We start from the raw sequence: 24289 nt of genomic DNA on the forward strand, positions 1-24289 counted from the left end.
GTTCGCGAATGGCACTGGTGAACAGGCCCTCCCTGCGTCAAACACGGCGCCTGCAGACCCGCGAGCGGCTACTGGGAGCGGCCATTGCCGAGTTCAAGCGATCAGGAATCACCGCGGCAGACGTCGGTGCGATCGTGTCGGCGGCCGGGGTTGCGCACGGGACCTTCTTCTTCCACTTTCCGACGAAGGAGCACGTGCTGCTGGAGTTGGAGCGTCGCGAGGAGGAGCGCATCGCCAAACAACTCAGCCGCTTCGCCCGCTCGAATCGTGACCTGGCAGCCATCCTGCGCGAGTCGGTCCGGCTGGTGATGGGACTCGAGCGTCGCCTCGGCGCACTGCTGTTCAAAGACTTTCTTGCCCTGCACTTCTCACAGACACGACCACCGGCCGAGGCGGTCGGCCACCATCCCGTGGTCGTCGCGGTCACCCGCGAGATCGAGCATGCCCGAACGCTGGGCACCGTGGATTCAGACGTGGACCCGATGAACTGCGCGGTGTTCTTCCTGCTCGGGCTGTACGCACTTCTGACCACCACGCACGAGTGGCCCGGCCAGGCCGCGATGCTCGAGGACTACATGACGCGGACACTGCGGGGCATCCGGGCGGAGTAGCCAATTGACTCTGCAGATTCATTGACTATAGTCAGCTCGCATGAAGCTGCCCACGTTGGGAGGGCGCCGAGGCTCCGGCGGTTCAGCCACACCGGCACCTACACCGAGTGGGCTCGACGAACACATGGAGGCGTCGCGACGGGCGCAGCGCCAGGCCGACAAGTGGCTCATCTCCGGCAGTCTGCTGATCGGCACCGCCGCACTGGGAATCTTCGGCCTCCCACTGTTCCTGCGAGGCGTCTGGCTACTCCGCAGGGCGCAGCGCCAAGGCCTGTCCGTGCGCCCGATGCTGGTGACCCTGATCGGCTATCTCGTCATCATCGACGCCGCGATCAACACCGTGGGCTGGGCGCTGGACCTGGTCGCGAACCACACCATTCTGGCCCGAATCCTGTTGAACGGCTGGGGTGCGATGTTCGACGCCGGCTACTTCTGGCACTACAACGAGCTCTGGTTGGGCGGCGCCGCCGGCCCCGGCGAGAAGGCCATGGAAGTCGGCATGATCCTCACCGTGTTCACGATGCGGATCGCAGCGGGCATCGGCTTCCTCCAGATGAAGCGATGGGGCCACCAATGGATGATCATCACCTGCTGGATGGGAGTCGTCATCTGGTGCCTGTACGTGTTCAACATGACGATGTACGCCGATGTCCGGTTCGCCGGCGTCGTGCTGCCCGTGGTCGGATGGTGGCTCTACGACATCTTCTACATCACACCCTTCTTGGCGATCCCGTACCTTCACTCGGTCAACCGTGAGATCTTCTCCGACTAGGTATAGTGACTGCACTCAGTGACAGAACTCAGCGTTAGCCACAGGACAGCACGAGGACTGGAGGTCCGATGACATACCCCTGCTACGAGGAGAGCTGACGTGGGCGGCTGGATCTGGGAGATACTGCGTTACGTGGCCGCCTGGGGCGGAACCGGTCTCATCATCTGGTTCTGGTACTGGATGTTCTCCAATATCGGCACCTTCTGAGGCCGGACCCGAGATGTCCGAACTCTCCGACACACACGCCATGGCGATCGAGCGCAGCTGCGCCGTGAGTGCCGTTGCGCTGAGCGAACAGCGCCGCACCGGTGCGCATCTGGTCAGCGGGCAGCACCGCGGCTTCGGCTTGAGTTCGATGCTCGACGTCGTGCACGTTCCCTACCCCGTGACACACCGCGAGTGGACCCGCCGGACGCTGACATGCGGAGTGGCTCTTCAGTGTTCGCCGACAAAGGACCGGCTCGTCGACTATCGCCTCCACGAGCTTTCCGGTCGTGAACTCAACGCGCTCGCGCTTGTCGAGGCCGGCGTCGCACTCGGCTGGGTCGCGGCGAACTGGCCCGGGCTGCTCACCGAGCTGCGACGGCTCTTGCCGGAGCTTCCGATCTCACCGGCTGACATGGACGCCGAAGAGATGCTCAACCGCGCGGTGGCGTTGGCCCGCACCAGACAAGCGCTCGCCGTCGACCCCCTCTTGGGGAGCCTGCCGCGGGCATACACGATGCCCCGAGGACTGTCGGACAAGCTGCGCCGCTCCTTCGGTCGCCTGCCGTGGACGACGAACCAGAAGCGGGCTCCGCAACCGCATTCCGTCCCGGCCGGCGGTGACGGCGGGGTGCGCAACCCCAATCTGCCGCCACCCAGCCGCCCCCAGGACAACGATCTCGACCTCACCCCGGACCACCGCCCCGGTATCCCGTACCCGGAATGGAATGCGTGGACCGAGCGCTTCATGCCCGATCACGTCGCCGTCCTCGAGAAGGCACACAGCGGCAGGTCCGGGCCGCCCGGCGCCATCGCCGTCGACATCCGCAGATGGTTCGAGAAGAACACCCACCGTGCGATGACGAACCGGCTGGAGGACGGATCCGACATCGACATCGACCAGTACGTCAGTCACTACGTCGACGTGACCACCGGAGAGGCGGTGCAGCCACGCATCTTCCGCGAACTGCTGCCCGCCAGCCGCGACGTCACGACGGCGTTGCTTCTCGACGGCAGCTCCTCGCTCGGGGTGCACGGCGGCTCGGTATTCAAACTCGAATTGGCCTGCGCTGACGCGCTGTCCCGGGCGATGACGTCGGCCCGCGAACGGCACGGCATCTTCACGTTCACCGGGAACACCCGCCACCGCGTCGAGGTCACCTGCCTCAAGGACTTCCCGGATCGCCGGTTCGTCCCACCCGGCAGCCTCGGACTGTCCACCGGCGGGTACACCCGACTCGGTGCACCGCTGCGCCACATGACGAGCCGCCTTCTCGCTCAGCCGAGCGAACGACGCCTGCTGATCGTCATCGGCGACGGACTCATCTCCGATGAAGGCTACGAAGGGCGGTACGCCTGGGCCGACGCCGCCCATGCCGTCGCGGAAGCCGACGACGCCGGCGTCTCCATGTACTACGTCGGCGTCGGCCCGACCCGGGTGGACCCACTTCCCGAGGTGTTCGGACCGCGACGGTCCCAACGGATCCGCCGGGTCGAGGACCTTCCCCGTGTTCTCGCCCACGTCCACAGGGAGCTGGTGAGCGCATGACCTACTACGCCAACGGCAACGAGGTCCAGCTCTTCGAGCAGGCCTACCGGCAACGGCTACCCGTGATGCTCACCGGCCCCACCGGGTGCGGGAAAACCCGGCTGGTCGAGCACATGGGAACGCTACTGGGCCGCCCCGTCGTCACCATCAGCTGCCATGACGACCTGACCAGCTCCGATCTGGTGGGGCGGTTCGTCGTCACCGGCGGTGACGTCACCTGGACCGACGGACCGCTCACGCGTGCGGTCAAGGCCGGCGCCATCTGCTACCTCGACGAAGTCGTAGAAGCGCGGCATGACTCGCTGGCCGTCCTGCACTCTCTCACCGACCACCGGCGCACTCTCTATCTCGATCGCGCAGGCGAAGTCGTTCAGGCACCGGAGACGTTCATGCTGGTGTCCTCCTACAACCCCGCCTACCGCAGCTCGCTCAAGGAGCTCAAGCCGTCGTTCCGCCAGCGGTTCGTCACGCTGCCCATGCGCTATCTGCCACCCGAGCGCGAAGCCGAGGTGATCGTCACCGAATCGGGCATCGGGCCGGCGGCCGCTCAGCGCCTGGTCCGGTGCGCCACGGCGATCCGGACGGCGGAAGAGGCGTTCCACTTCGAACCACCATCCACCCGCGTTCTCGTCACCGCCGCACTTCTGATCGCGGCGGGTGCGACAGAACTGGAAGCCGCGCAGGCATGCGTGCTCGCTCCCCTGTCCAGTGACGGTGCCATCTCCGAAGGTCTGCGAGAGGTGGCCGCGGCCAGCCTCGCCGATGCCGACAGCCCGAATCCCAGCCGCTAGAAGGGAAGCGCCAACATGGTGGACCAGAAGGAAAAGAACCGCAAGAAGGCCCTGATCGTTCTGCAGGTCGTCATCTACGGATATCTGCTGACGATGTTCGGAATTCAGCTCTACATGTCGTTCGCCCGCGGCTGGTGGGAGCTGTGAACTTCCCTCCGCTGAAACGGAAGTCGGCAGCCGCGGTCACCGCCTCTGTTCCACTCGAAGGCTCGCTCGGCCTCGAGGAACACCACGAGGAGTCCCGGCTGGCGCAGCGGCGGGCCGACAAGTGGATGATCGTGGGCGCGGGCCTGATGGGGATGTGGGCACCAGGGCTGATCGGCTTTCCCATCTTCATGCGCGGCGTATGGCTGCAGCGCCAGGCCCTTCGGGCGGGATACTCCGTGCGCCCGATGATCGTCACGCTCATCGGCTATCTCGTGCTGATCGACGGCATGCTGAACAGCCTCGGGTGGGCTCTGGACCTGGTCGCCAACCACACCCTGATCAACCGGGTCCTGATGGTCGGCTGGGGAGCGATGTTCGACGCCGGCTACTTCTGGCACTACAACGAACTGTGGGTGGGCGGTGCCGCCGGACCGGGTGAGAAGTCCATGGTGTTCGGCATGATTCTCACCGTCTTCGCGATGCGCTGTGCCGCCGCGATCGGATTCCTGCAGATGAAGCGCTGGGGTCACCAGTGGATGATCATCACCTGCTGGATGGGCGTACTGATCTGGTGTCTGTACGTCTTCAACATGACGCTCTACGCCGACGTTCGCTACGCGGGCACTGTGTTCCCGGTCATCGGTTGGTGGCTCTACGACATCTTCTACATCACCCCGTTCCTCGCGATCCCGTATCTGCACACGGTGAATCGCGAAATCTTCTCCGACTGAATCCACCGAGGAGCAACTGTGAACACCGCATCTGAAGACACCGAAGAGAAGGCGGAAGACCTGCCTCCGGGCACCACGCCCTACTACGCGCGGATGCACAAGTGGATCAAACGCGCCGTCCTGGTATGTCTGGTCGCGCTGGTCATCGAGGGCGCCTTCACGCTGCCGTTCATGGCGGTGTACTACGGCTACCCGACACTGAGCCTCACCGAGATCTGCAGTGAGCTGCTCAAGGTCCGCTACTCCGACGACGAGCTGGAGTGCCAGGTGCCCTACCCGGCGTTCGGCCCGCCGGAAGGCGCCGAGGGCAAGGACACCGCACAGGACGAATGGGGGATCCAGCCCGTGCCGAAGTACAACCGGATCGGATTCCGAGAGTTGGTAAGACTGCACGAGGAACGCGAGGCCCGACAGGCCGCCGCACAACAAGGGGCGGCGAGTCCATGACCGAACCGCTCGCAGCACACGCCGCCAACTGGGATCTGCGCCACGAGGACTTCAACGACAACGATTTTCTGTACGACGTGTACTCCGTGATGCGTCGACAGTCACCGTTCGCCCGCACCGACAACCCCTTCCTCAGCGCAACACCGGCGGGAGCCTGGGTCGCGGTGCGCTATGCGGAGTGTGTGAGGATCCTGCAGGACTGGGAGCATTTCTCCAGCAATCCGACGCCGGAGGGGGCCGAGCAGCTCGCCGGTGATCTGGTGATCACCCTCGACCCACCGCGGCAGCAGAAGTTCCGCAAAGTCCTCAACCCGTACTTCTCCCCGGGCCGGATGAAGGCCCTGCGCCCCGAGATCGCCGCCGAAACCGACCGCCTCATCGACGGTTTCATCGAGTCGGGGAACGGCGACCTCGCCGAGGTCGCGTGGCGACAACCCGGCATCGTGTTCTTCAAGTATCTGCTCGGCATGCCGATCGAGGATGTCCCGCTGTGCGTCGAGCTCACCGACACCGCGCTCAACGGGGCCACCGAGGACGCCCGGATGGCCGCCTGGGGCGGGCTGTACCAGCATCTGCACGACGCGGTGACCGCACGCACCCAGCAGCCGCCGCAAGACGACATGATCGACGTCCTGCTGTCCGCCGAGATCGACGGCGAGAAGCTCTCGTTTCCCGACGTCGTGTCCAACGCGATGCTCCTGGTCCAGGCCGGACTCGAGACGACCGCCAGTGCAATGTCGTTCGCCTACCACTACCTCGCCACCAACCCAGCCGAACGGGACCGGCTGATCGACGAACCCGAGCTTGTCGCAAGGGCGGTCGAAGAGTTCATCCGGTTCGCCGGATCGATCCATGGGATTCCCCGTACCGTCACCGAAGATGTCGAACTCAGCGGTTGCACCTTCGCCCGCGGCGAGTCGGTGATCGTCAACTACGCCGCCGCCAACCGCGACGAGCAGGAGTTCCCCGACGCGGACCGGTGCATCCTGGACCGCCGGGACAACCGACACCTCGGCTTCGGCGCAGGTGTGCACCGTTGCCTCGGATCGAACCTGGCGCGACTCGAATTCCAGGTCGGCCTCGAGCGGGTGCTGTCCCGGATGCCCGATTTCACCGTCGCGCCAGGACAGCAGCCGAAGTTCCATGGCAACTCCGTGACTCGTGGATTCCGCTCGGTTCCAGTGGTCTTCAGCCCAGGCGAACAGTCGCGACCGTGACCTACCGGATCGTGCAGTGGACTACGGGCAATGTCGGCAAGAACGTCGGTTGCAGGCCGACCATCAAGAACTGAGAGGGTGCCCATGAAGACCTACCGAGTGATCCAATGGATGACCGGCGACGTAGGCCGGGTCGGGGTCCGCCACTTCGCCGACAACCCCGTCTACGATCTCGTCGGCGTTCTGGTTCACAGCAAGGACAAGGTGGGCAAGGACGCCGGCGAGATCGCCGGTATCGCGCCGATAGGCGTCACCGCAACCGACGACATCGAGTCGATCATCGCGCTCGATGCCGACTGTGTGTTCTACACACCGATCATCATGGACGTCGACACCGTCTGCCGGCTGCTGAGGTCCGGAAAGAACGTCGTCACCACGAGCGGATTCTTCCATCCCTCACCGGACTTCGAGGAGGCCGGGAAGGCGATACGCGCGGCATGCGAGGAAGGCGGCACGTCCTTACACGGCGGAGGCATTCATCCGGGATATGCGGGCGACGTCCTGCCGCTCACGCTCGCCCGCGTGATGAGCCGGGTCGACTCCATCAATGTGTACGAAGTCGTCGACGTCTTGAAAGATGCGCCACTGGATCACATCGATTGGATGGGGTTCGGCAAGGACAAGGACAAGTTCCTCACCGAGCCGACCATTCTCGGTCTCGGGACGTCGTTCTTCGCCCAGTCGATGTACATGATCGCCGACGGTCTCGGTGTCAGCATCGACGACGTGACATCCGAGGTGGAGGCGGCCACCGCGACCGAGGACATCCCGCACGACGAGGGTGTGATCCCGAAGGGCTCCGTCGCCGCGCAACGGCACGAGTGGACGGCGTGGGTAGGCGGACAGCCGCTGATCGTCTTTCACGCCATCTACCTGACCGCGGGACCCGAACAGCTGGAGCCGGCATGGGATTGGGGCACGACGCGGTACGAGATCGTCATCGACGGAGATCCGCCGACAGAGCTGACGCTGCAGGGCGTCCGGCAACCCGACGGGACGATGGCACACCCGGGTTACAGCTGGACGGCGATGGGTGCCGTCAACGCGATCCCCGACGTCTGTGACGCCGAGCCCGGGTGGGTCACCCACCACGACCTCGGCATGGTCCGGCCTCGCGGCCTGGTGCGCGGATGACCGCCGACCCGTCGGTCGATCTCCCCCATGTCCTCTATGGCGACCTGCCGATGGAGCGCGACCGCGGTGAAGGGTGGGCGGCACTGCGCCGGATGGGTCCGGTGCTGTACGGGGACGGCTGGTACTACCTCACCCGTCGGGAGGATGTGCTTGCCGCGCTGCGTGATCCAGAGGTCTTCTCGTCCAGAATCGGCTACGACGACATGATCAGCCCGGTGCCGTTGGTTCCGTTGGGGTTCGACCCACCGGAGCACACCCGGTATCGGCGGATCCTGCACTCGTACTTCAGCCCGCAGACGCTGAACGCGGCGCTGCCGTCGCTTCGGGCTCAAGCCGCCGACATCATCGCATCGATCGCCGAACGCGACGCCTGCGAGGTGATGGCGGACCTCGCGACGCCCTACCCGTCACAAGTGTTCCTCACGCTGTTCGGGCTGCCGCTCGAGGACCGGGACCGGCTGATCGCGTGGAAGGACGCGATCATCGCGTTCAGCCTCACCACGGACCCGGACAGCGTCGACCTGACCCCTGCTGCCGAGCTGTACGGCTATCTGAGCGAGGCCGTTTCGGCGCTGCGGGAGCAACCCCGCGACGGCATGCTGTCGGAGCTGCTGCACGGAGACGACCCGCTGTCGGACGCGGAGGCCGTCGGGCTGTCACTTGTGTTCGTCCTCGCCGGTCTGGACACCGTCACCTCGACCATCGGTGCGACGATGCTGGAGCTGGCACGGCGCCCGGAACTTCGCGCCTCGCTGCGGGAGAATCCGGACGGCATCGCCGCCTTCGTCGAGGAGATGATCAGACTCGAACCGTCGGCGCCGGTCGTCGGACGAGTCACCACGCGGCCGGTGACGGTCGCCGGCGTCGACCTTCCCGCGGGTGCGGAGGTCCGGCTGTGCCTCGGCGCCATCAATCGTGACGGCAGCGACGCGCAGTCCGGTGACGACTTCGTACTGGACGGCAGGCTGCACAAGCACTGGGGTTTCGGCGGTGGACCGCACAGATGTCTGGGATCGCACCTGGCCCGGATGGAATTGAAACTCGTTGTCAGCGAGTGGCTCACGCGGATACCGGAGTTCGAGCTGGTACCCGGATACATCCCGGAGATCACCTGGCCGTCGGCCACCTGCACCCTGCCGGAGCTGCCGCTGAGGATATTCACCAGGGAGTGACCATGGCTACCGGGACCGCAAAGCCGAGCCCCATAGAGTTCGACCGATGAGCTACAAGTTCGATCCGAACGTGCTGCACGAGGCCGCCAAGCAGGTCGCCGGTCTCCAGCTGGAGGGCAACGAGCTCATCACCAGGGCTGTCGCGCTGCTCAACGACGAGTACCCCGACCTCATCGACACCGCACCGGGACGCTGGGTGGGCAGCAAGGCCGGGGGCATCCTCGGCAAGGTCCGATTCCTGTACTTCAGTCCGCGCGAGTACATCGTGATCTTCGGGTCTCCGACCGGGACCCAGGGTTTCTCCGGCCGCTACAAGCATGTCGACGTCCACAAGTTCCTCATCGCCGGCCGGATCGACTCATACGACCTGGAGTCCGACGACACCGCGCCGCTCCCACCGCTGCTACCGGGTGACCACACCTGCCTGCAGAGGGGGCACGCCAGGGGCCTGACCATCCATCCCGGCTCGTGGCACATCGAGTACGGCCGCGGTGCCGTCGTCACCACGCTGCCGTTCGCGATGGTGGACACCTTGCTGGTGTCACTGGAGGTCGAGTCGGTGCGCCGTTCCACCGTGGAGTTCGCGAAGCTCGTGAGGCGGCGACTTCGCCGCTGACTCGCGTCGACCGCAGCTCGGCCGGCGACTAACCTTGCCCTGTCGTCCCACGCAGAATCCAGTGAGGAACTCCATGCCGGCTGCCGACCGCCCGGCCACGCTTCCGGAAGCCTTTCAGCGCACCGCGCGAATCGCGCCAGATGCGGTCGCCCTGCGCACGGTCGGCGACACCCAGGCCGTGCGGTGGCGCGACTACGCGGCCCGCGTGCGACAGGTGGCAGCGGGTCTCGCCGCTCTCGGTGTCGGCCGCGGCGACACGGTCGCGTTGATGATGGCGAACCGGATCGAGTTCTACCCGCTGGAGGTCGGCGCGCAGCACGTCGGCGCTACGTCGTTCTCGGTGTACAACACCTCGACAGAGGAACGCCTGGACCAGATATTCGCAAACACCGGAACCAGATTGGTGTTCTGTGAACATCGGTATGTCGAGCGAATCAAAGCGGGCGGCACGCCGGTCGACGTCATCGTCTGCATCGACGGTTCCCCCGACGGCACGATCTCTGTCGACGATCTCATCTCCTCTGGCACCGCGGATTTTGACTTCGACGCAACGTGGCAGGCGGTACGGCCCGACGACGTCGCCACACTGATCCACACCTCCGGCACCACCGGCGAACCCAAGGCGGTAGAGGCCACGCATACCAACCTGTTGTTCGAGGTGTTCGGCCTCGACGAGGTGCTCGGCCTGCGGTACGGCGACCGGATCACCTCGTTCCTGCCGACCGCACACACTGTCGACCGAGTGACCGCCCTCTATCTTCACGAGGTCATCGGTGCCCAGGTGACCGTCGTTCCGGATACCGCCGACATTCTCACCGCGCTGGCGGATGTGCGGCCGACCGTCTGGGGCGCGATGCCTCTGCTGTGGGAAAAGCTCAGGGCCGGAATCGAAGCCGAGGCCGCGGCACGGACCGGTGTGAAGAAGACACTGGGCGCCTGGGCGCTGGGCGCGGTGAACACCCGCGCCCGTGCGCTGCTAGACAGCCGCCAACCGGGCCTCGCCGACCGCATTCGATACGCGATTGCCGACAAACTGGTGCTCAGCGGGATCCGTGCGGCAATCGGACTCGACCGCGCCCATTGGTTGATCTCCGGGGACGCCCCCATCCCCAGGGAGACATTGGCCTTTTTTGTCGGCCTCGGCCTGCCGATGACCGAGGTCTGGGGAATGTCCGAACTCAGCGGTATCGCAACCGCGAGCCACCCACGCGATGCGGTGTTGGGTTCCGTCGGACGGCCGCTGCCCGGCCTGCAGACCAAGGTGGCCGCCGATGGCGAGTTCCTCGTTCGCGGACCACTGGTGATGCGGGGCTATCGCAGCCAACCCGAGAGGACCGCCGCGGTCATCGACGCCGATGGATGGCTGCACACCGGGGACATTGCCGCCCTCGACCACGACGGCAACGTCTGGATCGTCGACCGCAAGGAAGAACTGATCACCAATGTGGCCGGCAGGACGATGTCGCCGTGCCACATCGAGAAGGTGATCAAGGCCGAGTGCGATCTGATCGGGGCGATGACCACCGTCGGCGATGCTCGCCCCTACAACACGGCGCTCATCGTGCTCGACCGGGAAACCGCCCTCGCCTACGCGGCCCGCAACGGCCTCGCCGACGCCTCGGCGCAGGCGCTGGCCGCCGACGCCGGGGTGATCGAGCGGATCGTGACCGGCGTCGAGCGCGGCAACACGAAGCTGTCTCCCGCGGAGCGGATCGAGCGGTTCACGGTGCTACCGGTATTCTGGGAGCCCGGTGGCGACGAGATGACGCTGACCATGAAGCTCAAACGCCGCCGGATCGCACAGAAGTACGCTGTCGACATCGCCGACCTGTACTCGGCCGAGCCCCCGTCGAAGGTGCACGAACCGAAGTCAGCCACACTGCCCGTGAGCAGGTGAGAGCGAGCCCACCCTGCTCACGAGGGTGCGAACACCGCCTTGAAACGCTCCAGCGACTCCCGGATGTCACCCTTCAACGAGCCGGCGACGACCATCCCGATCGGGCCGAACAGTGCCGGCCCGCCCAGATGCACGTCGAACGTCACCGTGGACAGATCGTCGCCGCTGGGCTTGACCTTGCCGATCAGCTTGACCTTCACGCCGCCCTTGCCGTCACCGTTGAGCGTCATCGCCTCCGGCGGGCGGTAGTGCACGACCGTCCACCGCATGCGATTGGGCATGCCCTTGACCTCGACGATCGAGTCCAAAACCGTGCCCTTTTCGATGGTGTCCGGCAGCTTCGAACGCCACACCCGGTGGATGGACAACCACTCCTGGTAGCGGGACAGATCCGAGGCGCTCTCCCACGCCTTCTCCGGCGGCAGCGGTACGTCGACGGAGACCGACAACTTGGCCACGCGGCGAACCGTCCTAGGACGACGGCGGCGCCGTCGGGGGCTGCTGCTGCGGGGGCGTCCCCGGCGGCGCCTCGGGCGTGGGGGGCTGGCCGGACTCCTGCCCGGGAGGCACCTGGCCGGACGGGGTGGTGTTGTCCTGGACGGCCTTCTTTGCGGCGTCCTGCAGTTTGTCCACCTGCGAGGCGTACTTGCCCTGCGTCTTCTTGTCGACGAGGTCACCGGCCTTGTCGATCGCGGTGTCGACCTTGTCGGCGTTCTTGCCCAACAGATCCTTGGCCTTGTCGAGAAATCCCATGGGCAAAGCCTACCGTTCGCGTTGCCGCCACAACTTGCGGCGCTCGCCCAGAGCAGCGCCCTGAACCCACCAGATCACCTCGACCGCCAGTGCCCCGAGCAGGCCGATTCCCAGCGCCGTCGACGTGGCCGCGACGTTGGACGTGTCCAGGATGAACAACTCCCGCGCCGCCGGGATGCTGAAGATGACGAGGTAGGCCAGGGCGGACGCCGCGACCAGCGCCACCCGCCACCATTCGTAGGGCCTGGCCACCACGGCCAGCACCCACAACGCCGCAACCAGCAGCGTGATCAGCGCTGCGGTGGACGCCTGGGTCTGTTCGATCTCGGTGGCCGCGCGGCCCTCGTAGGCCAACAGGTACGAGGTGAACGTCGCGACGCCGACGACGATCCCCGACGGCAGCGCCGAGGTCATCACCCGCCGCACGAAGCCGGGGCGGGCCCGCTCCTTGTTCGGCGCCAACGACAGCACAAACGCCGGGATGCCGATGGTGAACCAGGCCGCGATGGTGACGTGGATCGGCTGGAACGGAAAGGGCAGCGGGTCGGAGCCGAACAACTCAGCCGACAACCCGGCCAAGCCCACCAGGACCGCGAGCAACACCGAGTAGACGGTCTTGGTGAGGAACAGATTCGAGACGCGCTCGATGTTGCCGATGACCCGGCGTCCCTCACCCACGACGTAGGGCAGGGTGGCGAACTTGTTGTCCAGCAGCACGATCTGCGCCACCGCCCGAGACGCCGAGCTCCCCGAACCCATCGCGACACCGATGTCGGCGTCCTTGAGCGCCAGGACGTCGTTGACACCGTCACCGGTCATCGCGACCGTATGCCCGCGCGACTGCAGCGCGTGCACCATCGCCCGCTTCTGGTCGGGCCGCACCCGGCCGAACGTCGTGCACTCCTCGAGTGTGTCGGCGAGTTCGTCGGGACATTCCGGCAGCTCACGGGCATCCATGGTCTGTCCCGCGAGACCGAGTGAACCTGCCACCGCCCCCACCGACACCGCGTTGTCGCCCGAGATCACCTTGACCGACACCTGTTGTGAGGCAAAGTAATCCAGCGTGTCCCGGGCGTCGGGCCGGATTCGCTGCTCGAGCACCACGAGCGCCGCGGGGGTGACCGTGCCCGGTGCGGCGGGATCGTCGACTGGAAGGTCGCTGGACCCGAGCAGCAACACCCGCAGTCCGCGCGCACCGATCTGTTCGGCGGCCTCGGCCGCCGGGGACGCCGGGTCCAGAAGCACATCCGGTGCTCCGATCACCCAGTCACCGTGCCCGGCGTAGGACGTACCGCTCCACTTGGTCGCCGACTTGAACGGTGCGGTGGCGGTCGCGACCCAGCCGGGCGGCGCCGTGAACGCCTCGGCGATCGCGGTCATGCTGGCGTTGGGGCGGGGATCGTCGGCGGCGAGTTGGGCCAGGACATCGGCCACTTCCGCTGCGCCCAGCATCTTCAGATCGCAGACCCGCATGCCGTTCTCGGTCAGCGTTCCGGTCTTGTCGGCGCACACCACGTCGACACGGGCCAGACCCTCGATCGCCGGAAGCTCGTTGACGAGGCACTGCCTGCGGCCGAGCCGGATCACCCCGACGGCGAACGCGATCGAGGTCATCAGCACCAGCCCCTCGGGAACCATCGGCACCAGTGCTCCGACCATGCGCAGCACCGATTCCCGCCAGCCTGCACCGGTGGTGAACAGCTGGGTGTAGATGATCAGCGCGCCGGCGGGGACCAGCAGGTAGGTGATGAACTGCAGGATCTTGTTGATGCCGCTGCGCAGTTCGGACTTGACCAGCGTGAACTTGGAGGCCTCTTCGGCGAGCTTGGCCGCGTATGCCTCGCGGCCGACCTTGGTGGCGCGATAGGCGCCGGTTCCGGCCACCACGAAGCTGCCCGACATCACGTGGTCGCCTGCGTCCTTGGCGATCGGGTCGGCCTCACCGGTCAGCAGGGACTCGTCGATCTCGAGGTTGGCCTCTTCGAGGACCACCCCGTCCACCACGATCTGGTCTCCTGGACCCAGCTCGATCACATCGTCGAGTACCACGTCGCTGGGAGCCATCGCCCGGGTACCGGCTTGCCTGCGCACCAGCGGTTTCGCCTGGCTGACGATGGCCAGCTTGTCCAGGGTCTGCTTGGCACGCAGCTCCTGGATGATGCCGATCGCGCTGTTGGCGATGATCAGCAGACCGAAAGCTCCGTTGATCACCGAGCCGGTGGACAGCACGATGATCAGCAACACACCGAGGATCGCGTTGATGCGCGTGAACACGTTGCCGCGGACGATCTCCGAGACGCTGCGCGCCGCCCGGGTGGGCACGTCGTTGGTCTTGCCCTCGGCGACGCGCTGGGCGACTTCGTCGTCGGACAGGCCGACGACGAGGGCGCTACTCATCGGGTGAAGGTCCCTTTGCCGTCCCGGTCGTAGTACTCCAACTCCAGCCAGTCACCGTCGAACGTCGCTTTCGAGATCGTGCCCGGGGGGGCGTTCTCGGTGATGAACGAGAACGTGAACACGTCACCGTCCCAGTGCTTCAACGGCACCACCATCTTCGGCCCGAGTGCCAGCTCCAGGCCGCCGTTCTTCTCCATCACCCGGGCCGGGCCCCAGAAGAAGTTCGAGTACTGGCCCACGTAGCTGGCGAGTGGGGCGGGCGGAGCGGGGTCGGCCGGCGGCCGCTGACCGACCAGCGAACCGACCGGTTGCTCCATCTCCTCGAAGGCACCCTTGTACAGCGCGTACCAGTCCTCGCGGATCTCACCGAACTGGACCAGGTCGGCGAACTCGGCGGTGAGCGTCTCCGGCACTCCGGACGGTGTGGCATTGGTGAGCGCCACGATCGCCACGTCGGCCGCGGGCAACATCACGAAGTTCGTTCCCGCCCCCAACTCGAATGCTCCGGAGTGCGACATCTCCATCCTGGCCGATGCCGTCGCGCTGACGTTGAACCCGAACCCGTAGAAGCCGGAACGCATCGCGGGTTCGCTTGCCCGACTCGAGACGCTCTGTGGGGTCAGTGCGGGCAGCAGCGCTTCGGGGTCGACTATCTGCTCGCCCTGATAGCTACCGTTGCCGAGCATCATCGTCAGCCACTTCGACATGTCGTTGAGCGAACTGCTGACCCCACCGGCGGGTGCCTCGGCCTGTGGGTCGCGGACGAAGTCGGGTTGGTATCCGTCGTCGATGTGGATGTGTCCGACTGCGCGGTTCGTACGGGACATGTACTCGTCGAATCGCGAACTGGTCGACCCCATCCCGAGGGGTTGGTACAGCACCTGCTGGCTGAGCTCCTCCCACGAACTCCCTGCCGCGACGGCGACCGCCTCGGCTCCGGCGGTCAACCCGAAGTTGGTGTAGGCGTAGGAGGTCCGGAACGGATCGAGCGGATACTCGCGCAGCTTCTCCAGCACCAGGCGCCGGTCGTAGCCGAGATCCTCCAGCAGGTCGCCGGCGTGGTCGGGCAGCCCGGACCGGTGCGAATACATGTCGCCGACGGTGACCATCCGGGTGACGGCGGGATCGGAGAGCGCAAACCAGGGCAGATGGTCGACGATCGGGGTGTCCCAGCTGATCGCGCCCTCACCGACCTGGTGTGCGACCACGGTCGCCCCCAACGGCTTCGACAGCGACGCCAACTGGAACACAGTGTCCGGGTCGACCCGATTCTCCGGTGCGTCACCGTTGCGCACATCCTTGACGCCGAAACCCTTGCTGTACACGGTTTCTCCACCGTGGACGACGGCGACCGCCATCCCGGGCACACCGGACTTCGCCATCAGGTCCTCGACCATCCCGTCGAGCTCCGACACGGCGTCGGCCACCGCGTTCTCCGGAAGTGGCATCGCAGGCACCAGGGGTGGCGGCAACTCCGGGGACTGAGCCGCAGGCGGCGCCGCCGACTTCGTCGGCCCTGCGGGTTCAGCGCTGTCGGTTGCATTGTCGGTGGCGCAGCCGGCGAGCAGAGCGACCAGCAACGACAGCACAGCCAGCCGACCCGGGAGTGTCATGTTCAGACCGTAGCGCGTCGCGGTGGTCTACATCCGCCACCACGGGTCATACGTTGATTCCGCATCGACACGCGCTCCCGGTATGGGCACCACGATACGGACCCGTTCGGCGTCGGCGGCCGACACCAGCCGCTCGGCCGGCTCCGCCCACGGATGCGGCGCCAGGCGAAACGTCGCCCAGTGGATCGGCACCATCAGGCCGGCGTCGACGTCGGTCAGATCGCGGTGCGCGCGTACCGCGTCCTCGGGGTTCATGTGGATGTCGGCGAACGCAGGGTGGTACGCGCCGATCGGCAGCAGCGTCAGATCGAACGGGCCGTGCTCGGCCCCGATCTCGGTGAAGCTCTTGGTGTATCCGGTGTCCCCGCCGAAGAACGCCCGGTGCGTCGGCCCGGCGATTACCCACGAGGCCCACAACGTGGTGTCACGTGCGAGCATTCGCCCGGAGAAATGCCGGGCCGGGGTGCACACCAACGTCAGCTCGCCGATCCGGTGGCTCTCATCCCAGTCGAGTTCGACGATCCGGCCCTCGGGTATCCCCCACTTGCGCAGGTGAGCGCCGATGCCCAGCGGCACGATGAACGGTGCGCGCTGGGTGCGGGCCAGCGCGACGATCGTGTCGATGTCGAGGTGGTCGTAGTGGTCGTGGCTGATCACCACCGCGTCCACGGCCGGCAGCGCCTCCAGCAGCAGCGGCACGTCGTGCATCCGCTGGGGGCCCACCGCGCGCGACGGCGAGCAGCGCTGGCTCCAGATCGGATCCGCCAGCACCCGGTACCCGTCGACCTCGATCAACACGCTGGAATGCCCGTACCAGCTGGCGGCAGCCTGCGCCGGCGCGGTGTCGGCCGGCGGCACCTCGGCCAACGGGACCGGACCGGGGGGCTTACCCAGCGATCCGGCGTTGGCCAGATCACGCAGCAGCATGCGCTGCATCTCCCGATTCATCGTCAGGCCCGACGGCGGCTCGAGGTTGGTGAACACCCCGTCGCGAAAATGCGGCGATCGGGACGCCACCGCAGCGATCTCGGCGGGGCCGGCGCCCAGCGCCTCCGGGGTTCCGTGCAGCGCCCGCAGCGCCCACCCGCCGGCCAGCAGTGACGCCGTGCCGAACCCGAACCGAAGCGCCGCCATCAGCATCGTCAGGCTCCCTGGAACCGGGGCGGACGCTTCTCGATGCGCGCCACCTGGGCCTCGATCACGTCCTGGCTCGCCCAGGCCCGGTCGAACAGTTCCTGATGCTGCGGCCACGGATCCTCGTAGGCACCGTCGTCGTTGAGCACCCGTTTCGCGTGCTGCAGAGCCAGGGGGGCGAAGCCGGCGATCTCGGCGGCCCACGCCTGCGCGTCGGCGAGGGTACCGACCCGGTTGGCCATGCCGGTCTGCACCGCGACGTCGACGGTGAGCCGCTCGGCGGCCAGCAGCATGCCACGCGCGCGGCCCGCCCCGACCAGTGAGGTCAACCGACGGATGCTCCAGTTGTCCAGCGCCAGACCGTACCTGGCCACCGGGAACTGGAAGTACGCCTCGGGTGCGACCACGCGCAGATCGCAGATCATCGCCAGGATCACCCCGGCTCCGATCGCGGGCCCGTTGATCGCGCCGATCACCGGCACCGGCGCCTGGTCGATCGCGATGTTGAGCGCCTTGGCCTTCTCGGGCAGCGCCTCGGCCACCCCCGCAGCGTCGGACAGATCCGCGCCGGAGCTGAACACGTGGCCCTGCCCGGTGAGCACGATCGCGCGCACGTCTTCGGCGGCGGCCTTCTCGATGGCGTCGCGCAGCGCGTCGACGAGTTCGACGTTCAAGGCGTTGCGACGCTCGGCGCGCTGCATCTCCAAGGTCATCACGGCGCCGTCCCGGGTCACACCAATCATGGACGCAAGCCTATATAGCCTGCTTGTGTGAGCCGGATCGGTGCCCTCAGATTGCGCGACACGTTGCTGGACGAGGGATCGTTCCGCAGCTGGGACGACCCACCGCTGGATATCGGCGCCGGTCAGGAGTATCGACGGGAGTTGGCTGCCGCGGCCGCCAAGACCGGTATGGACGAGTCGGTGGTGACCGGTGAGGGCCGAGTGTTCGGGCGCCGGGTGGCGCTGGTGGCCTGCGAGTTCGACTTTCTCGCCGGGTCCATCGGGGTGGCCGCGGCGGAACGGATCACCGCGGCGGTGATGCGCGCCACCGCCGAGAAGCTGCCACTGCTGGCCTCGCCGAGTTCCGGCGGCACCCGCATGCAGGAGGGCACCGTGGCGTTCCTGCAGATGGTCAAGATCGCCGCCGCCGTCGAACTGCACAAGCAGGCCCACCTGCCCTACCTCGTCTATCTAAGGCACCCCACCACCGGCGGGGTGTTCGCCTCGTGGGGCTCGCTCGGGCACGTCACCGCCGCCGAGCCCGGCGCCCTCATCGGTTTCCTGGGGCCACGGGTCTACGAACACCTCTACGGTGAGGCGTTCCCGTCCGGGGTCCAGACCGCGGAGAACCTGCAACGCCACGGCGTCATCGACGCCGTCGTCCCCGTCGAGGTGTTGCGATCCACCCTCGACCGCACGCTCAAGGTCGTCTCCGACCCACCCGGGGAACCACCAGCGGCGCCCGAACCCGATCTCCTTCCCGACATCCCCGCGTGGCAGTCCGTGGAGATCTCACGCCGCCCCGACCGGCCGGGTGTCGGCCACCTGCTGCGCCACGGCACCACCGAACGGGTGCTGCTGTCGGGAACCGGACAGGGGGAAGCGGCGACCACGGTGTTGGCGCTCGCGCGATTCGGCGGCCAGCCTGCGGTGGTGCTGGGCCAGCAGCGGGTGGTGGGTGGCCTGGTGGGCCCGGCCGCGCTGCGGGAGGCCCGGCGCGGGATGGCGTTGGCCGCCGGTTTGAGGCTGCCGCTGGTCCTGGTCATCGACACCGCCGGACCTGCGCTGTCCACCGAAGCGGAGCAGGGTGGGCTGGCCGGTGAGATCGCCCGCTGCCTGGCCGAGCTGGTCACGCTGGACACCCCGACGGTGTCGGTGCTGCTCGGGCAGGGCAGCGGCGGCCCCGCCCTGGCGATGGTGCCCGCGGACCGGGTGTTGGCCGCGCTGCACGGCTGGCTGGCGCCACTGCCGCCGGAGGGAGCCAGCGCGATCGTGTTCCGCGATCTCGACCACGCGCCGGAACTTGCTGCCGCACAAGGCATCCGATCGGCAGATCTGCTTCGCAACGGCATCGTCGACGCGATCGTGGCCGAGCGTCCCGACGCCGCGGACGAACCCGAGGAGTTCACCCACCGGCTGTCGGCCACCATCGCCGACGAGTTGCATCGGCTGCGCTCGGTCCCCACAGAACAGCGACGGGCCGCCCGGTTCGACCGCTACCGCCGCATCGGCCTGCCCGGCTGACGTTGAGGCTGCGCTCACGTAGACAAAGTGCGAGTAGCCGGGGCCCTGGCTGCAGTCTCAACGGCTAGAAGCTTCACCCGGTCGCCAGCGCCGCCAGCATCGCTCCGCAGGTGACCAGGCTCAGCGGCAGCCGCAGCAGGCTGCGGCGGGTCCAGCGGACAGCTGCGGCTTCGTCGACGTCGGCCGGATCCTTCCTCTCGAACGCCGCTGCCTTCGGCAACAGGTCGAAGGCCGACCAGATCCGCATCGCCGCGTGGCTGAGCAACGCCACCAGCAGTGCGGTACCGACGGTGGCGTCGCCCCAGGTGAGGATCAGGGTCACGACAAGCAGCACCTCGAACAGGGTGTGTACCGGCAGCCAGAACCGCACCCGCGAGATGCCACCGTTGTGTGATTGGACGATGCCCGGCCGTTTGGGCCAGTAGGGGTCGACGACAACCGCCTCGTAGACGGCACCGCCCAGCGAGATGCACGCCGCAAGCGTCGTGACGGCGATCAGGACGAGAGTCGGGGTGCCCACAGCCACCGATTATCCTGACTGGACCATGGCCCAGATCCAGCCGTTCCGAATCGACGTGCCCGATGACGTCCTGGCCGACCTCGCCGATCGGTTGAAACGCACCCGGTGGCCGGACGCCGAATGCGTCGACGACTGGAGCCAGGGCATCCCGTTGGCCTACACCCGGGAGCTGGCGCAGTACTGGGCCGACGAGTACGACTGGCGCGCCCGGGAGGCCGCACTCAACCGGTTCGACCAGTTCACCACCGAGATCGACGGTCTTCCAATCCATTTCATCCACCAGCGGTGCGGACGCGACGATGCCTTCCCGCTGATCATCACCCACGGCTGGCCGGGATCGGTGGTCGAGTTCCACAAGGTGATCGGTCCACTCACCGACGCCGGGTTCGACGTCGTCTGCCCATCGCTGCCCGGCTACGGGTTCTCCGGCAAGCCGACTGCCACCGGCTGGGGTGTCGAGCGCATCGCCGAGGCGTGGGACGAGCTGATGGTACGCCTCGGATACCGACGGTACGGCGCGCAAGGCGGGGACTGGGGCGCTGCGGTGACCACCGCGATCGGCCGCAACGGCCGACACTGCGTGGCGATCCACACCAACATGCCGTTCGGACGGCCGCCCAAGGACCTACGGGAACCGACAGCAGAGGAATCCGCGGCCCTCGAGCGGCTCGGCTACTACCGACAGTGGGATTCGGGCTATTCGAAGCAGCAGGCGACCCGGCCGCAGACGCTGGGGTACGGCCTGGTCGATTCTCCGGTCGGGCAACTGGCCTGGATCGTGGAGAAGTTCTGGTCGTGGACGGACTGTGAGGGTCACCCCGAAAACGTCCTCACCAAGGACGAACTGCTCGACAACGTGATGATGTACTGGGCCAACGGCGCGGGGGCCTCGTCGGCCCGACTGTACTGGGAGAGCTTCGGCAGCTTCGGCGGTGGCGCGCCGGTGGCGCTTCCCACCGGCGTTGCGGCCTTCCCCAAGGAGATCCTGCGCGCGCCCCGGCACTGGTGCGAGGCCAACTACAACATCACCCGGTGGACGGACATGCCCCGCGGCGGCCACTTCGCGGCCTTCGAACAGCCCGTGCTGTTCGTCGAGGAGGTCAGCGGATTCTTCGCAGATTTCCGCTAGCCGTCACAGCACCGACGGCGAGGGCTGCACCAGTTCGACGGCGTCGCCCACGTTCACGGTGACGACCTCGCCCGAGACCGCGGCAACCGACAGGTCCTGCGGGAGCGCGTCGCCGGCAAGGCGGGCGAGCTCGGCCACACCGTTGACGATCGGAGCCGTCGTGCCGTCGAGGAGCTGGTTCTGCTCGGAATCGAGAAAATCGGCAATCGGCCTGCCGATTGGTCGGCCGACATCAGTGCTGAAAGTCTCGGCACGAGCGAACAATTCATGGACGTCGAACACCTTGACCCGCAGCGTCTCTTCGGCCAGCCTCCCCAGGACGCGGCCGGACTCCGGATCGGTGACCATTTGGCCCGTCCCCGAGAACACCGCGAAGACCATGCCTGGCGCCACGCCCGCGTGCGCGCCCCTGTTGATGACAAGCGTGTACTCATCCTCCACGAGCGCCACCGACCCGGTGATCGGCTCGGTCATGAACGGTCCGGGTCCGCAGCGTCCGCATGCCGTGAAATCGTCGGCGCTCCGCCGTCCCTGATCCGCGGCCTGGCGGACGGAACGGCCACCGGCGCTGCCGATCTCGCGAGCTCGGTGGCGGTCTTGGCCTGGATCAGTGCGATCACAGCCTGCTGGTGCCTCTCGGTCCCGAACGAGTTGAGGGCGAACGCCAGCTTGGTGTCCACGAACTCGACAGAGCGCTCGAGCTGACCCGAAAGCGGGGCGACACGGTCGGCGACCTCATCGGCCCCGCCCTCTCGACTGAGACCTGCGTACCACTTGTGCGCAACGACGCCGAGCGCGAGCGAGAAGCAGGGGACCAGCACGACGGCGAACATCGTTCCGAGGGCGCTGTCGAACGTCAATGATCCGAAGACGCTCAACACCACCGACAATGCGAGTGCGCCGAGCAATCGAAGTGCCGGCGGTATCTCTGCGACGATGCGCCACCCAGCCGTGAGGACGCGTGCGCAGGCCGCGAGGAAGACTGCAGCGAAGCGGGCCACGCCTGCGCCCAGCGTGGACAGCGCCGAACCCACGGTGGTCGCGAACCGACCGAAGTCCGCGGCGTAATCCCGCCGCGGGCCCGCCGGTTTCCGGGCCTGTTTCTGCCGGCGGTCTGGTTGTTCCTGCGCCGATTCGGGCGGTGCCGGCGGCTGTTCGGCGGGCTCCGCCGCCACAGTGCCGGCCTGAGCCGTCGGCCTCTCGTCGATCGCGCCGATGCTAACCACTTCTGCATCATCCATTAACACCCGTCACAGGTACACCTGACGCGCCGGGGTCCGCCCAGAAACCGCTTTCGGGCTGTCAGGCCAGCGACTGCACCCACGACTGGTGCAGCGCGGCGTAGTGGCCACCCTCGCGAGAGGTGAGCTCTTCCGGCGAACCGTCCTCCACGATGCGGCCGTGCTCGAGAACCAGCACCCGGTCGGCGATCTGCACCGTCGACAACCGGTGCGCGATCACCAGCGCGGTCCGGTCGGTCAACACCGTCTCCAGCGCCCGCTGCACCATTCGCTCGCTCGGGATGTCCAGTGACGACGTCGCCTCGTCGAGGATCAGCACCGCCGGATCGGCCAGGAACGCGCGCGCGAACGCGACGAGTTGCCGCTGCCCCGCCGACAGCCGCCCGCCCCGCTTGGCGACGTCGGTGTCGTAGCCCTCGGGCAGGGCATCGATGAAGCTGTGCGCGCCCACCGCCTCGGCCGCGCCCCGGACCTCTTCGTCGGTGGCATCCGGTCTCCCGAAGCGGATGTTGTCGGCGACGGTGCCGTCGAACATGAAGTTCTCCTGGGTCACCATCACCGCGTGCCGGCGCAGTTCGGCCTGCGTCATCTGGCGCAGGTCCACCCCGTCGAGCGTCACCGATCCCGACACCGGGTCGTAGAACCGGGTGACCAGTTTGGCGATCGTCGTCTTGCCCGCACCTGTGGTGCCGACCAGTGCCACCGTCTGGCCCGCCGGCACCACCAGGTCCAGACCGGGCAACACCGGTCGGTCGCGCGCATACTCGAAATACACGTTGTCGAAGGCGATCTCCCCGCGGACTTCGTCGAGGGTGACAGGATGCTCGGGATCCTTGATGCCCGGCTTCTCGGCGAGCACGCCGGCGAGTTTCTCCAGCGCCGACGACGCGGACTGGAAGGTGTTGAAGAACTGCGAGATCTCCTGCATCGGCTCGAAGAACATCCGCAGGTAGAGCAGGAACGCCGTCAACGTGCCGATCGTCATCTCGCCCTGCAGCACCCGGTAGCCGCCGTAGAGCAGCACCACGCCGGTGGTCAGGTTGCCGACCAGCTTGACGCCCGGCATGAACACGGCCAGCAGCCGAAATGTCTTCTCGTTGATCACCCGGTAGCGGTCGGCGACGTCTTCGAAGATCTCCTGGTTGCGCGGCTCGCGCCGGTACGCCTGCACCGCCTTGATCCCCGTCATCGTCTCCACGAACTGCACGATGACCAGCGCTGAGATCTCCCGCACCTCACGGTAGATCTTCGACGAGCGATCGTGGAACCACCAGACCAGCACGACCAGCACGGGAAACGCCGCCAGGCACATCAGCCCGAGTTTGGCGTCGAGCACCACCAGCAGCACCGCGGTGCCGAACAGCGTGAGCACCGCGGTGATCAGGCTGTCGAACCCGGTTTCCAGCATGTCCTGGATGGCCTCGACGTCATTGGTGGACCGGCTCACCACCCGCCCGGAGGTGTAGCGGTCGTGAAACGCGATGTCCAGACGGCCGAAATGACGGAAGACCCTCCTGCGCAGTTCGCGCAGCACCTTCTGGCCGATGCGTCCGGAACGGCGCAGGAAGAACATCCGGCTGACCGCCTGAACCACCACCACGGCACACAACGCGCCGACGATCATCAGCAGGGTGTTCGCCGGGCCGCCGTCGACCAACGGCGGGATGCCGTCGTCGATACCCTTCTGCACCAGCAGCGGAACCGACAGCCGCGCAACGTTCTCCACGACGACGACCACGGCCAGTGCCGACAGGCTCCACTTGTAAGGCCGCAGCAGCGAACCCAGCAGCGCCCGCGCTTCACGCCGTCGCGGCACCGTCTCGTCGATCGGCAGGTCGCCCTGCTCGTCGAACTTGCCGCGCCAGTCGGTGCTCGTCTTCTCCTCGCGCGAGCGCTCGTCGGTGCTCGTCTTCTCCTCGCGCGAGCGCTCGTCGGTGCTCGTCTTCTCCTCGCGCGAGCGCTCGTCGG

General features: G+C 67.0%; 24 protein-coding genes. 14 read left to right on the forward strand and 10 right to left on the reverse strand.

Features of this window, described 5'->3' with window-relative positions; translation table 11 throughout:
* Positions 1-8 precede the first annotated feature (8 nt).
* From G6N53_RS27645 to G6N53_RS27695, 12 genes are all read left to right on the forward strand, one after another.
* Positions 9-611 carry a TetR/AcrR family transcriptional regulator gene (locus G6N53_RS27645; RefSeq protein WP_163894564.1) on the forward strand — a complete coding sequence of 201 codons (603 nt, stop codon included), beginning with the start codon at positions 9-11 and terminating at the stop codon, positions 609-611.
* Between the two features lie 40 nt (positions 612-651).
* Positions 652-1383 (forward strand): hypothetical protein, encoded by a 732-nt coding sequence (locus G6N53_RS27650; protein ID WP_163894566.1) that lies wholly within the window; start codon positions 652-654, stop codon positions 1381-1383.
* Between the two features lie 220 nt (positions 1384-1603).
* Positions 1604-3136 carry a nitric oxide reductase activation protein NorD gene (locus G6N53_RS27655; protein WP_163894568.1) on the forward strand — a complete coding sequence of 511 codons (1533 nt, stop codon included), beginning with the start codon at positions 1604-1606 and terminating at the stop codon, positions 3134-3136.
* Positions 3133-3927 carry a CbbQ/NirQ/NorQ/GpvN family protein gene (locus G6N53_RS27660; RefSeq protein ID WP_163894570.1) on the forward strand — a complete coding sequence of 265 codons (795 nt, stop codon included), beginning with the start codon at positions 3133-3135 and terminating at the stop codon, positions 3925-3927. Before G6N53_RS27655 ends, G6N53_RS27660 begins: the two co-directional genes overlap by 4 nt.
* 15 nt (positions 3928-3942) lie before the next feature.
* Positions 3943-4074, forward strand: a complete 132-nt coding sequence (locus tag G6N53_RS30485) for a hypothetical protein (protein ID WP_264062788.1) — start codon at positions 3943-3945, stop codon at positions 4072-4074.
* A complete protein-coding gene (locus G6N53_RS27665) occupies positions 4071-4805 on the forward strand; it encodes a hypothetical protein (protein ID WP_237166664.1) in 735 nt (244 codons plus the stop codon). Before G6N53_RS30485 ends, G6N53_RS27665 begins: the two co-directional genes overlap by 4 nt.
* Positions 4806-4823: 18 nt before the next feature.
* Positions 4824-5252 (forward strand): hypothetical protein, encoded by a 429-nt coding sequence (locus G6N53_RS27670; RefSeq protein WP_163894572.1) that lies wholly within the window; start codon positions 4824-4826, stop codon positions 5250-5252.
* On the forward strand, positions 5249-6469 hold the full coding sequence (locus G6N53_RS27675; RefSeq protein WP_163894574.1) for a cytochrome P450: 1221 nt from the start codon (positions 5249-5251) through the stop codon (positions 6467-6469). The genes G6N53_RS27670 and G6N53_RS27675 overlap by 4 nt, the downstream gene beginning before the upstream one ends.
* 84 nt (positions 6470-6553) lie before the next feature.
* Complete coding sequence (locus G6N53_RS27680; protein ID WP_275999426.1) at positions 6554-7603, forward strand: NAD(P)H-dependent amine dehydrogenase family protein; 1050 nt, start codon at positions 6554-6556, stop codon at positions 7601-7603.
* Positions 7600-8775, forward strand: a complete 1176-nt coding sequence (locus G6N53_RS27685; RefSeq protein WP_163894584.1) for a cytochrome P450 — start codon at positions 7600-7602, stop codon at positions 8773-8775. Before G6N53_RS27680 ends, G6N53_RS27685 begins: the two co-directional genes overlap by 4 nt.
* Before the next feature lie 46 nt (positions 8776-8821).
* Entirely contained in the window at positions 8822-9391 is a 570-nt protein-coding gene (locus G6N53_RS27690; protein WP_163894586.1) for an isomerase, read from the forward strand.
* A 73-nt stretch (positions 9392-9464) separates the two neighbouring features.
* Positions 9465-11288: an AMP-binding protein gene (locus G6N53_RS27695; RefSeq protein WP_163894587.1), complete on the forward strand. Its 1824-nt coding sequence runs from the start codon at positions 9465-9467 to the stop codon at positions 11286-11288.
* Between the two features lie 17 nt (positions 11289-11305).
* Here the strand turns inward: G6N53_RS27695 and G6N53_RS27700 are convergent, their stop codons facing one another.
* The 6 genes from G6N53_RS27700 to G6N53_RS27725 are packed head-to-tail and all read right to left on the reverse strand — an operon-like array spanning position 11306 to position 17928.
* Positions 11306-11746 carry a type II toxin-antitoxin system Rv0910 family toxin gene (locus tag G6N53_RS27700; RefSeq protein WP_163894589.1) on the reverse strand — a complete coding sequence of 147 codons (441 nt, stop codon included), beginning with the start codon at positions 11744-11746 and terminating at the stop codon, positions 11306-11308.
* A 13-nt stretch (positions 11747-11759) separates the two neighbouring features.
* Positions 11760-12041: an antitoxin gene (locus tag G6N53_RS27705; RefSeq protein ID WP_163894591.1), complete on the reverse strand. Its 282-nt coding sequence runs from the start codon at positions 12039-12041 to the stop codon at positions 11760-11762.
* Between the two features lie 9 nt (positions 12042-12050).
* Positions 12051-14438 carry a cation-translocating P-type ATPase gene (locus G6N53_RS27710; RefSeq protein WP_163894593.1) on the reverse strand — a complete coding sequence of 796 codons (2388 nt, stop codon included), beginning with the start codon at positions 14436-14438 and terminating at the stop codon, positions 12051-12053.
* Positions 14435-16051, reverse strand: a complete 1617-nt coding sequence (locus G6N53_RS27715; protein WP_163894595.1) for a serine hydrolase domain-containing protein — start codon at positions 16049-16051, stop codon at positions 14435-14437. Before G6N53_RS27715 ends, G6N53_RS27710 begins: the two co-directional genes overlap by 4 nt.
* A 27-nt stretch (positions 16052-16078) precedes the next feature.
* The gene (locus G6N53_RS27720) at positions 16079-17191 is read right to left on the reverse strand and encodes an MBL fold metallo-hydrolase (protein WP_163894597.1); all 1113 of its coding nucleotides are present in this window, start codon (positions 17189-17191) and stop codon (positions 16079-16081) included.
* A gap of 2 nt (positions 17192-17193) precedes the next feature.
* A complete protein-coding gene (locus tag G6N53_RS27725; protein WP_163894599.1) occupies positions 17194-17928 on the reverse strand; it encodes an enoyl-CoA hydratase in 735 nt (244 codons plus the stop codon).
* Between the two features lie 27 nt (positions 17929-17955).
* Here G6N53_RS27725 and G6N53_RS27730 point away from each other — a divergent pair, with 27 nt between their 5' ends.
* Positions 17956-19431, forward strand: a complete 1476-nt coding sequence (locus tag G6N53_RS27730) for an acetyl-coenzyme A carboxylase carboxyl transferase subunits beta/alpha (protein ID WP_163894602.1) — start codon at positions 17956-17958, stop codon at positions 19429-19431.
* 73 nt (positions 19432-19504) lie between these two features.
* Here G6N53_RS27730 and G6N53_RS27735 read toward each other — a convergent pair whose 3' ends face one another.
* The gene (locus G6N53_RS27735) at positions 19505-19951 is read right to left on the reverse strand and encodes a hypothetical protein (protein ID WP_163896413.1); all 447 of its coding nucleotides are present in this window, start codon (positions 19949-19951) and stop codon (positions 19505-19507) included.
* Positions 19952-19976: 25 nt separating this feature from the next.
* Between G6N53_RS27735 and G6N53_RS27740 the strand changes: the two genes are divergently transcribed.
* A complete protein-coding gene (locus G6N53_RS27740; RefSeq protein WP_163894603.1) occupies positions 19977-21080 on the forward strand; it encodes an epoxide hydrolase family protein in 1104 nt (367 codons plus the stop codon).
* 3 nt (positions 21081-21083) lie between these two features.
* On the opposite strand, the gene G6N53_RS30540 is transcribed toward G6N53_RS27740, so the two are convergent.
* The 3 genes from G6N53_RS30540 to G6N53_RS27755 form a co-directional block, all read right to left on the reverse strand.
* Entirely contained in the window at positions 21084-21554 is a 471-nt protein-coding gene (locus G6N53_RS30540) for a hypothetical protein (protein ID WP_308206872.1), read from the reverse strand.
* The gene (locus G6N53_RS27750) at positions 21551-22306 is read right to left on the reverse strand and encodes a hypothetical protein (RefSeq protein ID WP_163894605.1); all 756 of its coding nucleotides are present in this window, start codon (positions 22304-22306) and stop codon (positions 21551-21553) included. Before G6N53_RS27750 ends, G6N53_RS30540 begins: the two co-directional genes overlap by 4 nt.
* A gap of 76 nt (positions 22307-22382) precedes the next feature.
* On the reverse strand, positions 22383-24155 hold the full coding sequence (locus G6N53_RS27755) for an ABC transporter ATP-binding protein (protein WP_163896414.1): 1773 nt from the start codon (positions 24153-24155) through the stop codon (positions 22383-22385).
* Between the last annotated feature and the right edge of the window lie 134 nt (positions 24156-24289).

Source organism: Mycolicibacterium hippocampi (assembly GCF_010723735.1).
Lineage (GTDB): Bacteria > Actinomycetota > Actinomycetes > Mycobacteriales > Mycobacteriaceae > Mycobacterium > Mycobacterium hippocampi.

Bases quoted from the DNA above. Each gene is read 5' to 3' on its own strand.
- G6N53_RS27680 (WP_275999426.1), top strand. From the start codon at position 6,554: ATGAAGACCTACCGAGTGATCCAATGGATGACCGGCGACGTAGGCCGG.
- G6N53_RS30540 (WP_308206872.1), bottom strand. From the start codon at position 21,554: ATGACCGAGCCGATCACCGGGTCGGTGGCGCTCGTGGAGGATGAGTAC.
- G6N53_RS27645 (WP_163894564.1), top strand. From the start codon at position 9: ATGGCACTGGTGAACAGGCCCTCCCTGCGTCAAACACGGCGCCTGCAG.
- G6N53_RS27695 (WP_163894587.1), top strand. From the start codon at position 9,465: ATGCCGGCTGCCGACCGCCCGGCCACGCTTCCGGAAGCCTTTCAGCGC.
- G6N53_RS27685 (WP_163894584.1), top strand. From the start codon at position 7,600: ATGACCGCCGACCCGTCGGTCGATCTCCCCCATGTCCTCTATGGCGAC.
- G6N53_RS27740 (WP_163894603.1), top strand. From the start codon at position 19,977: ATGGCCCAGATCCAGCCGTTCCGAATCGACGTGCCCGATGACGTCCTG.
- G6N53_RS27720 (WP_163894597.1), bottom strand. From the start codon at position 17,191: ATGCTGATGGCGGCGCTTCGGTTCGGGTTCGGCACGGCGTCACTGCTG.
- G6N53_RS27655 (WP_163894568.1), top strand. From the start codon at position 1,604: ATGTCCGAACTCTCCGACACACACGCCATGGCGATCGAGCGCAGCTGC.
- G6N53_RS27660 (WP_163894570.1), top strand. From the start codon at position 3,133: ATGACCTACTACGCCAACGGCAACGAGGTCCAGCTCTTCGAGCAGGCC.
- G6N53_RS27705 (WP_163894591.1), bottom strand. From the start codon at position 12,041: ATGGGATTTCTCGACAAGGCCAAGGATCTGTTGGGCAAGAACGCCGAC.
- G6N53_RS27715 (WP_163894595.1), bottom strand. From the start codon at position 16,051: ATGACACTCCCGGGTCGGCTGGCTGTGCTGTCGTTGCTGGTCGCTCTG.
- G6N53_RS27675 (WP_163894574.1), top strand. From the start codon at position 5,249: ATGACCGAACCGCTCGCAGCACACGCCGCCAACTGGGATCTGCGCCAC.
- G6N53_RS27725 (WP_163894599.1), bottom strand. From the start codon at position 17,928: ATGATTGGTGTGACCCGGGACGGCGCCGTGATGACCTTGGAGATGCAG.
- G6N53_RS27710 (WP_163894593.1), bottom strand. From the start codon at position 14,438: ATGAGTAGCGCCCTCGTCGTCGGCCTGTCCGACGACGAAGTCGCCCAG.
- G6N53_RS27690 (WP_163894586.1), top strand. From the start codon at position 8,822: ATGAGCTACAAGTTCGATCCGAACGTGCTGCACGAGGCCGCCAAGCAG.
- G6N53_RS30485 (WP_264062788.1), top strand. From the start codon at position 3,943: ATGGTGGACCAGAAGGAAAAGAACCGCAAGAAGGCCCTGATCGTTCTG.
- G6N53_RS27650 (WP_163894566.1), top strand. From the start codon at position 652: ATGAAGCTGCCCACGTTGGGAGGGCGCCGAGGCTCCGGCGGTTCAGCC.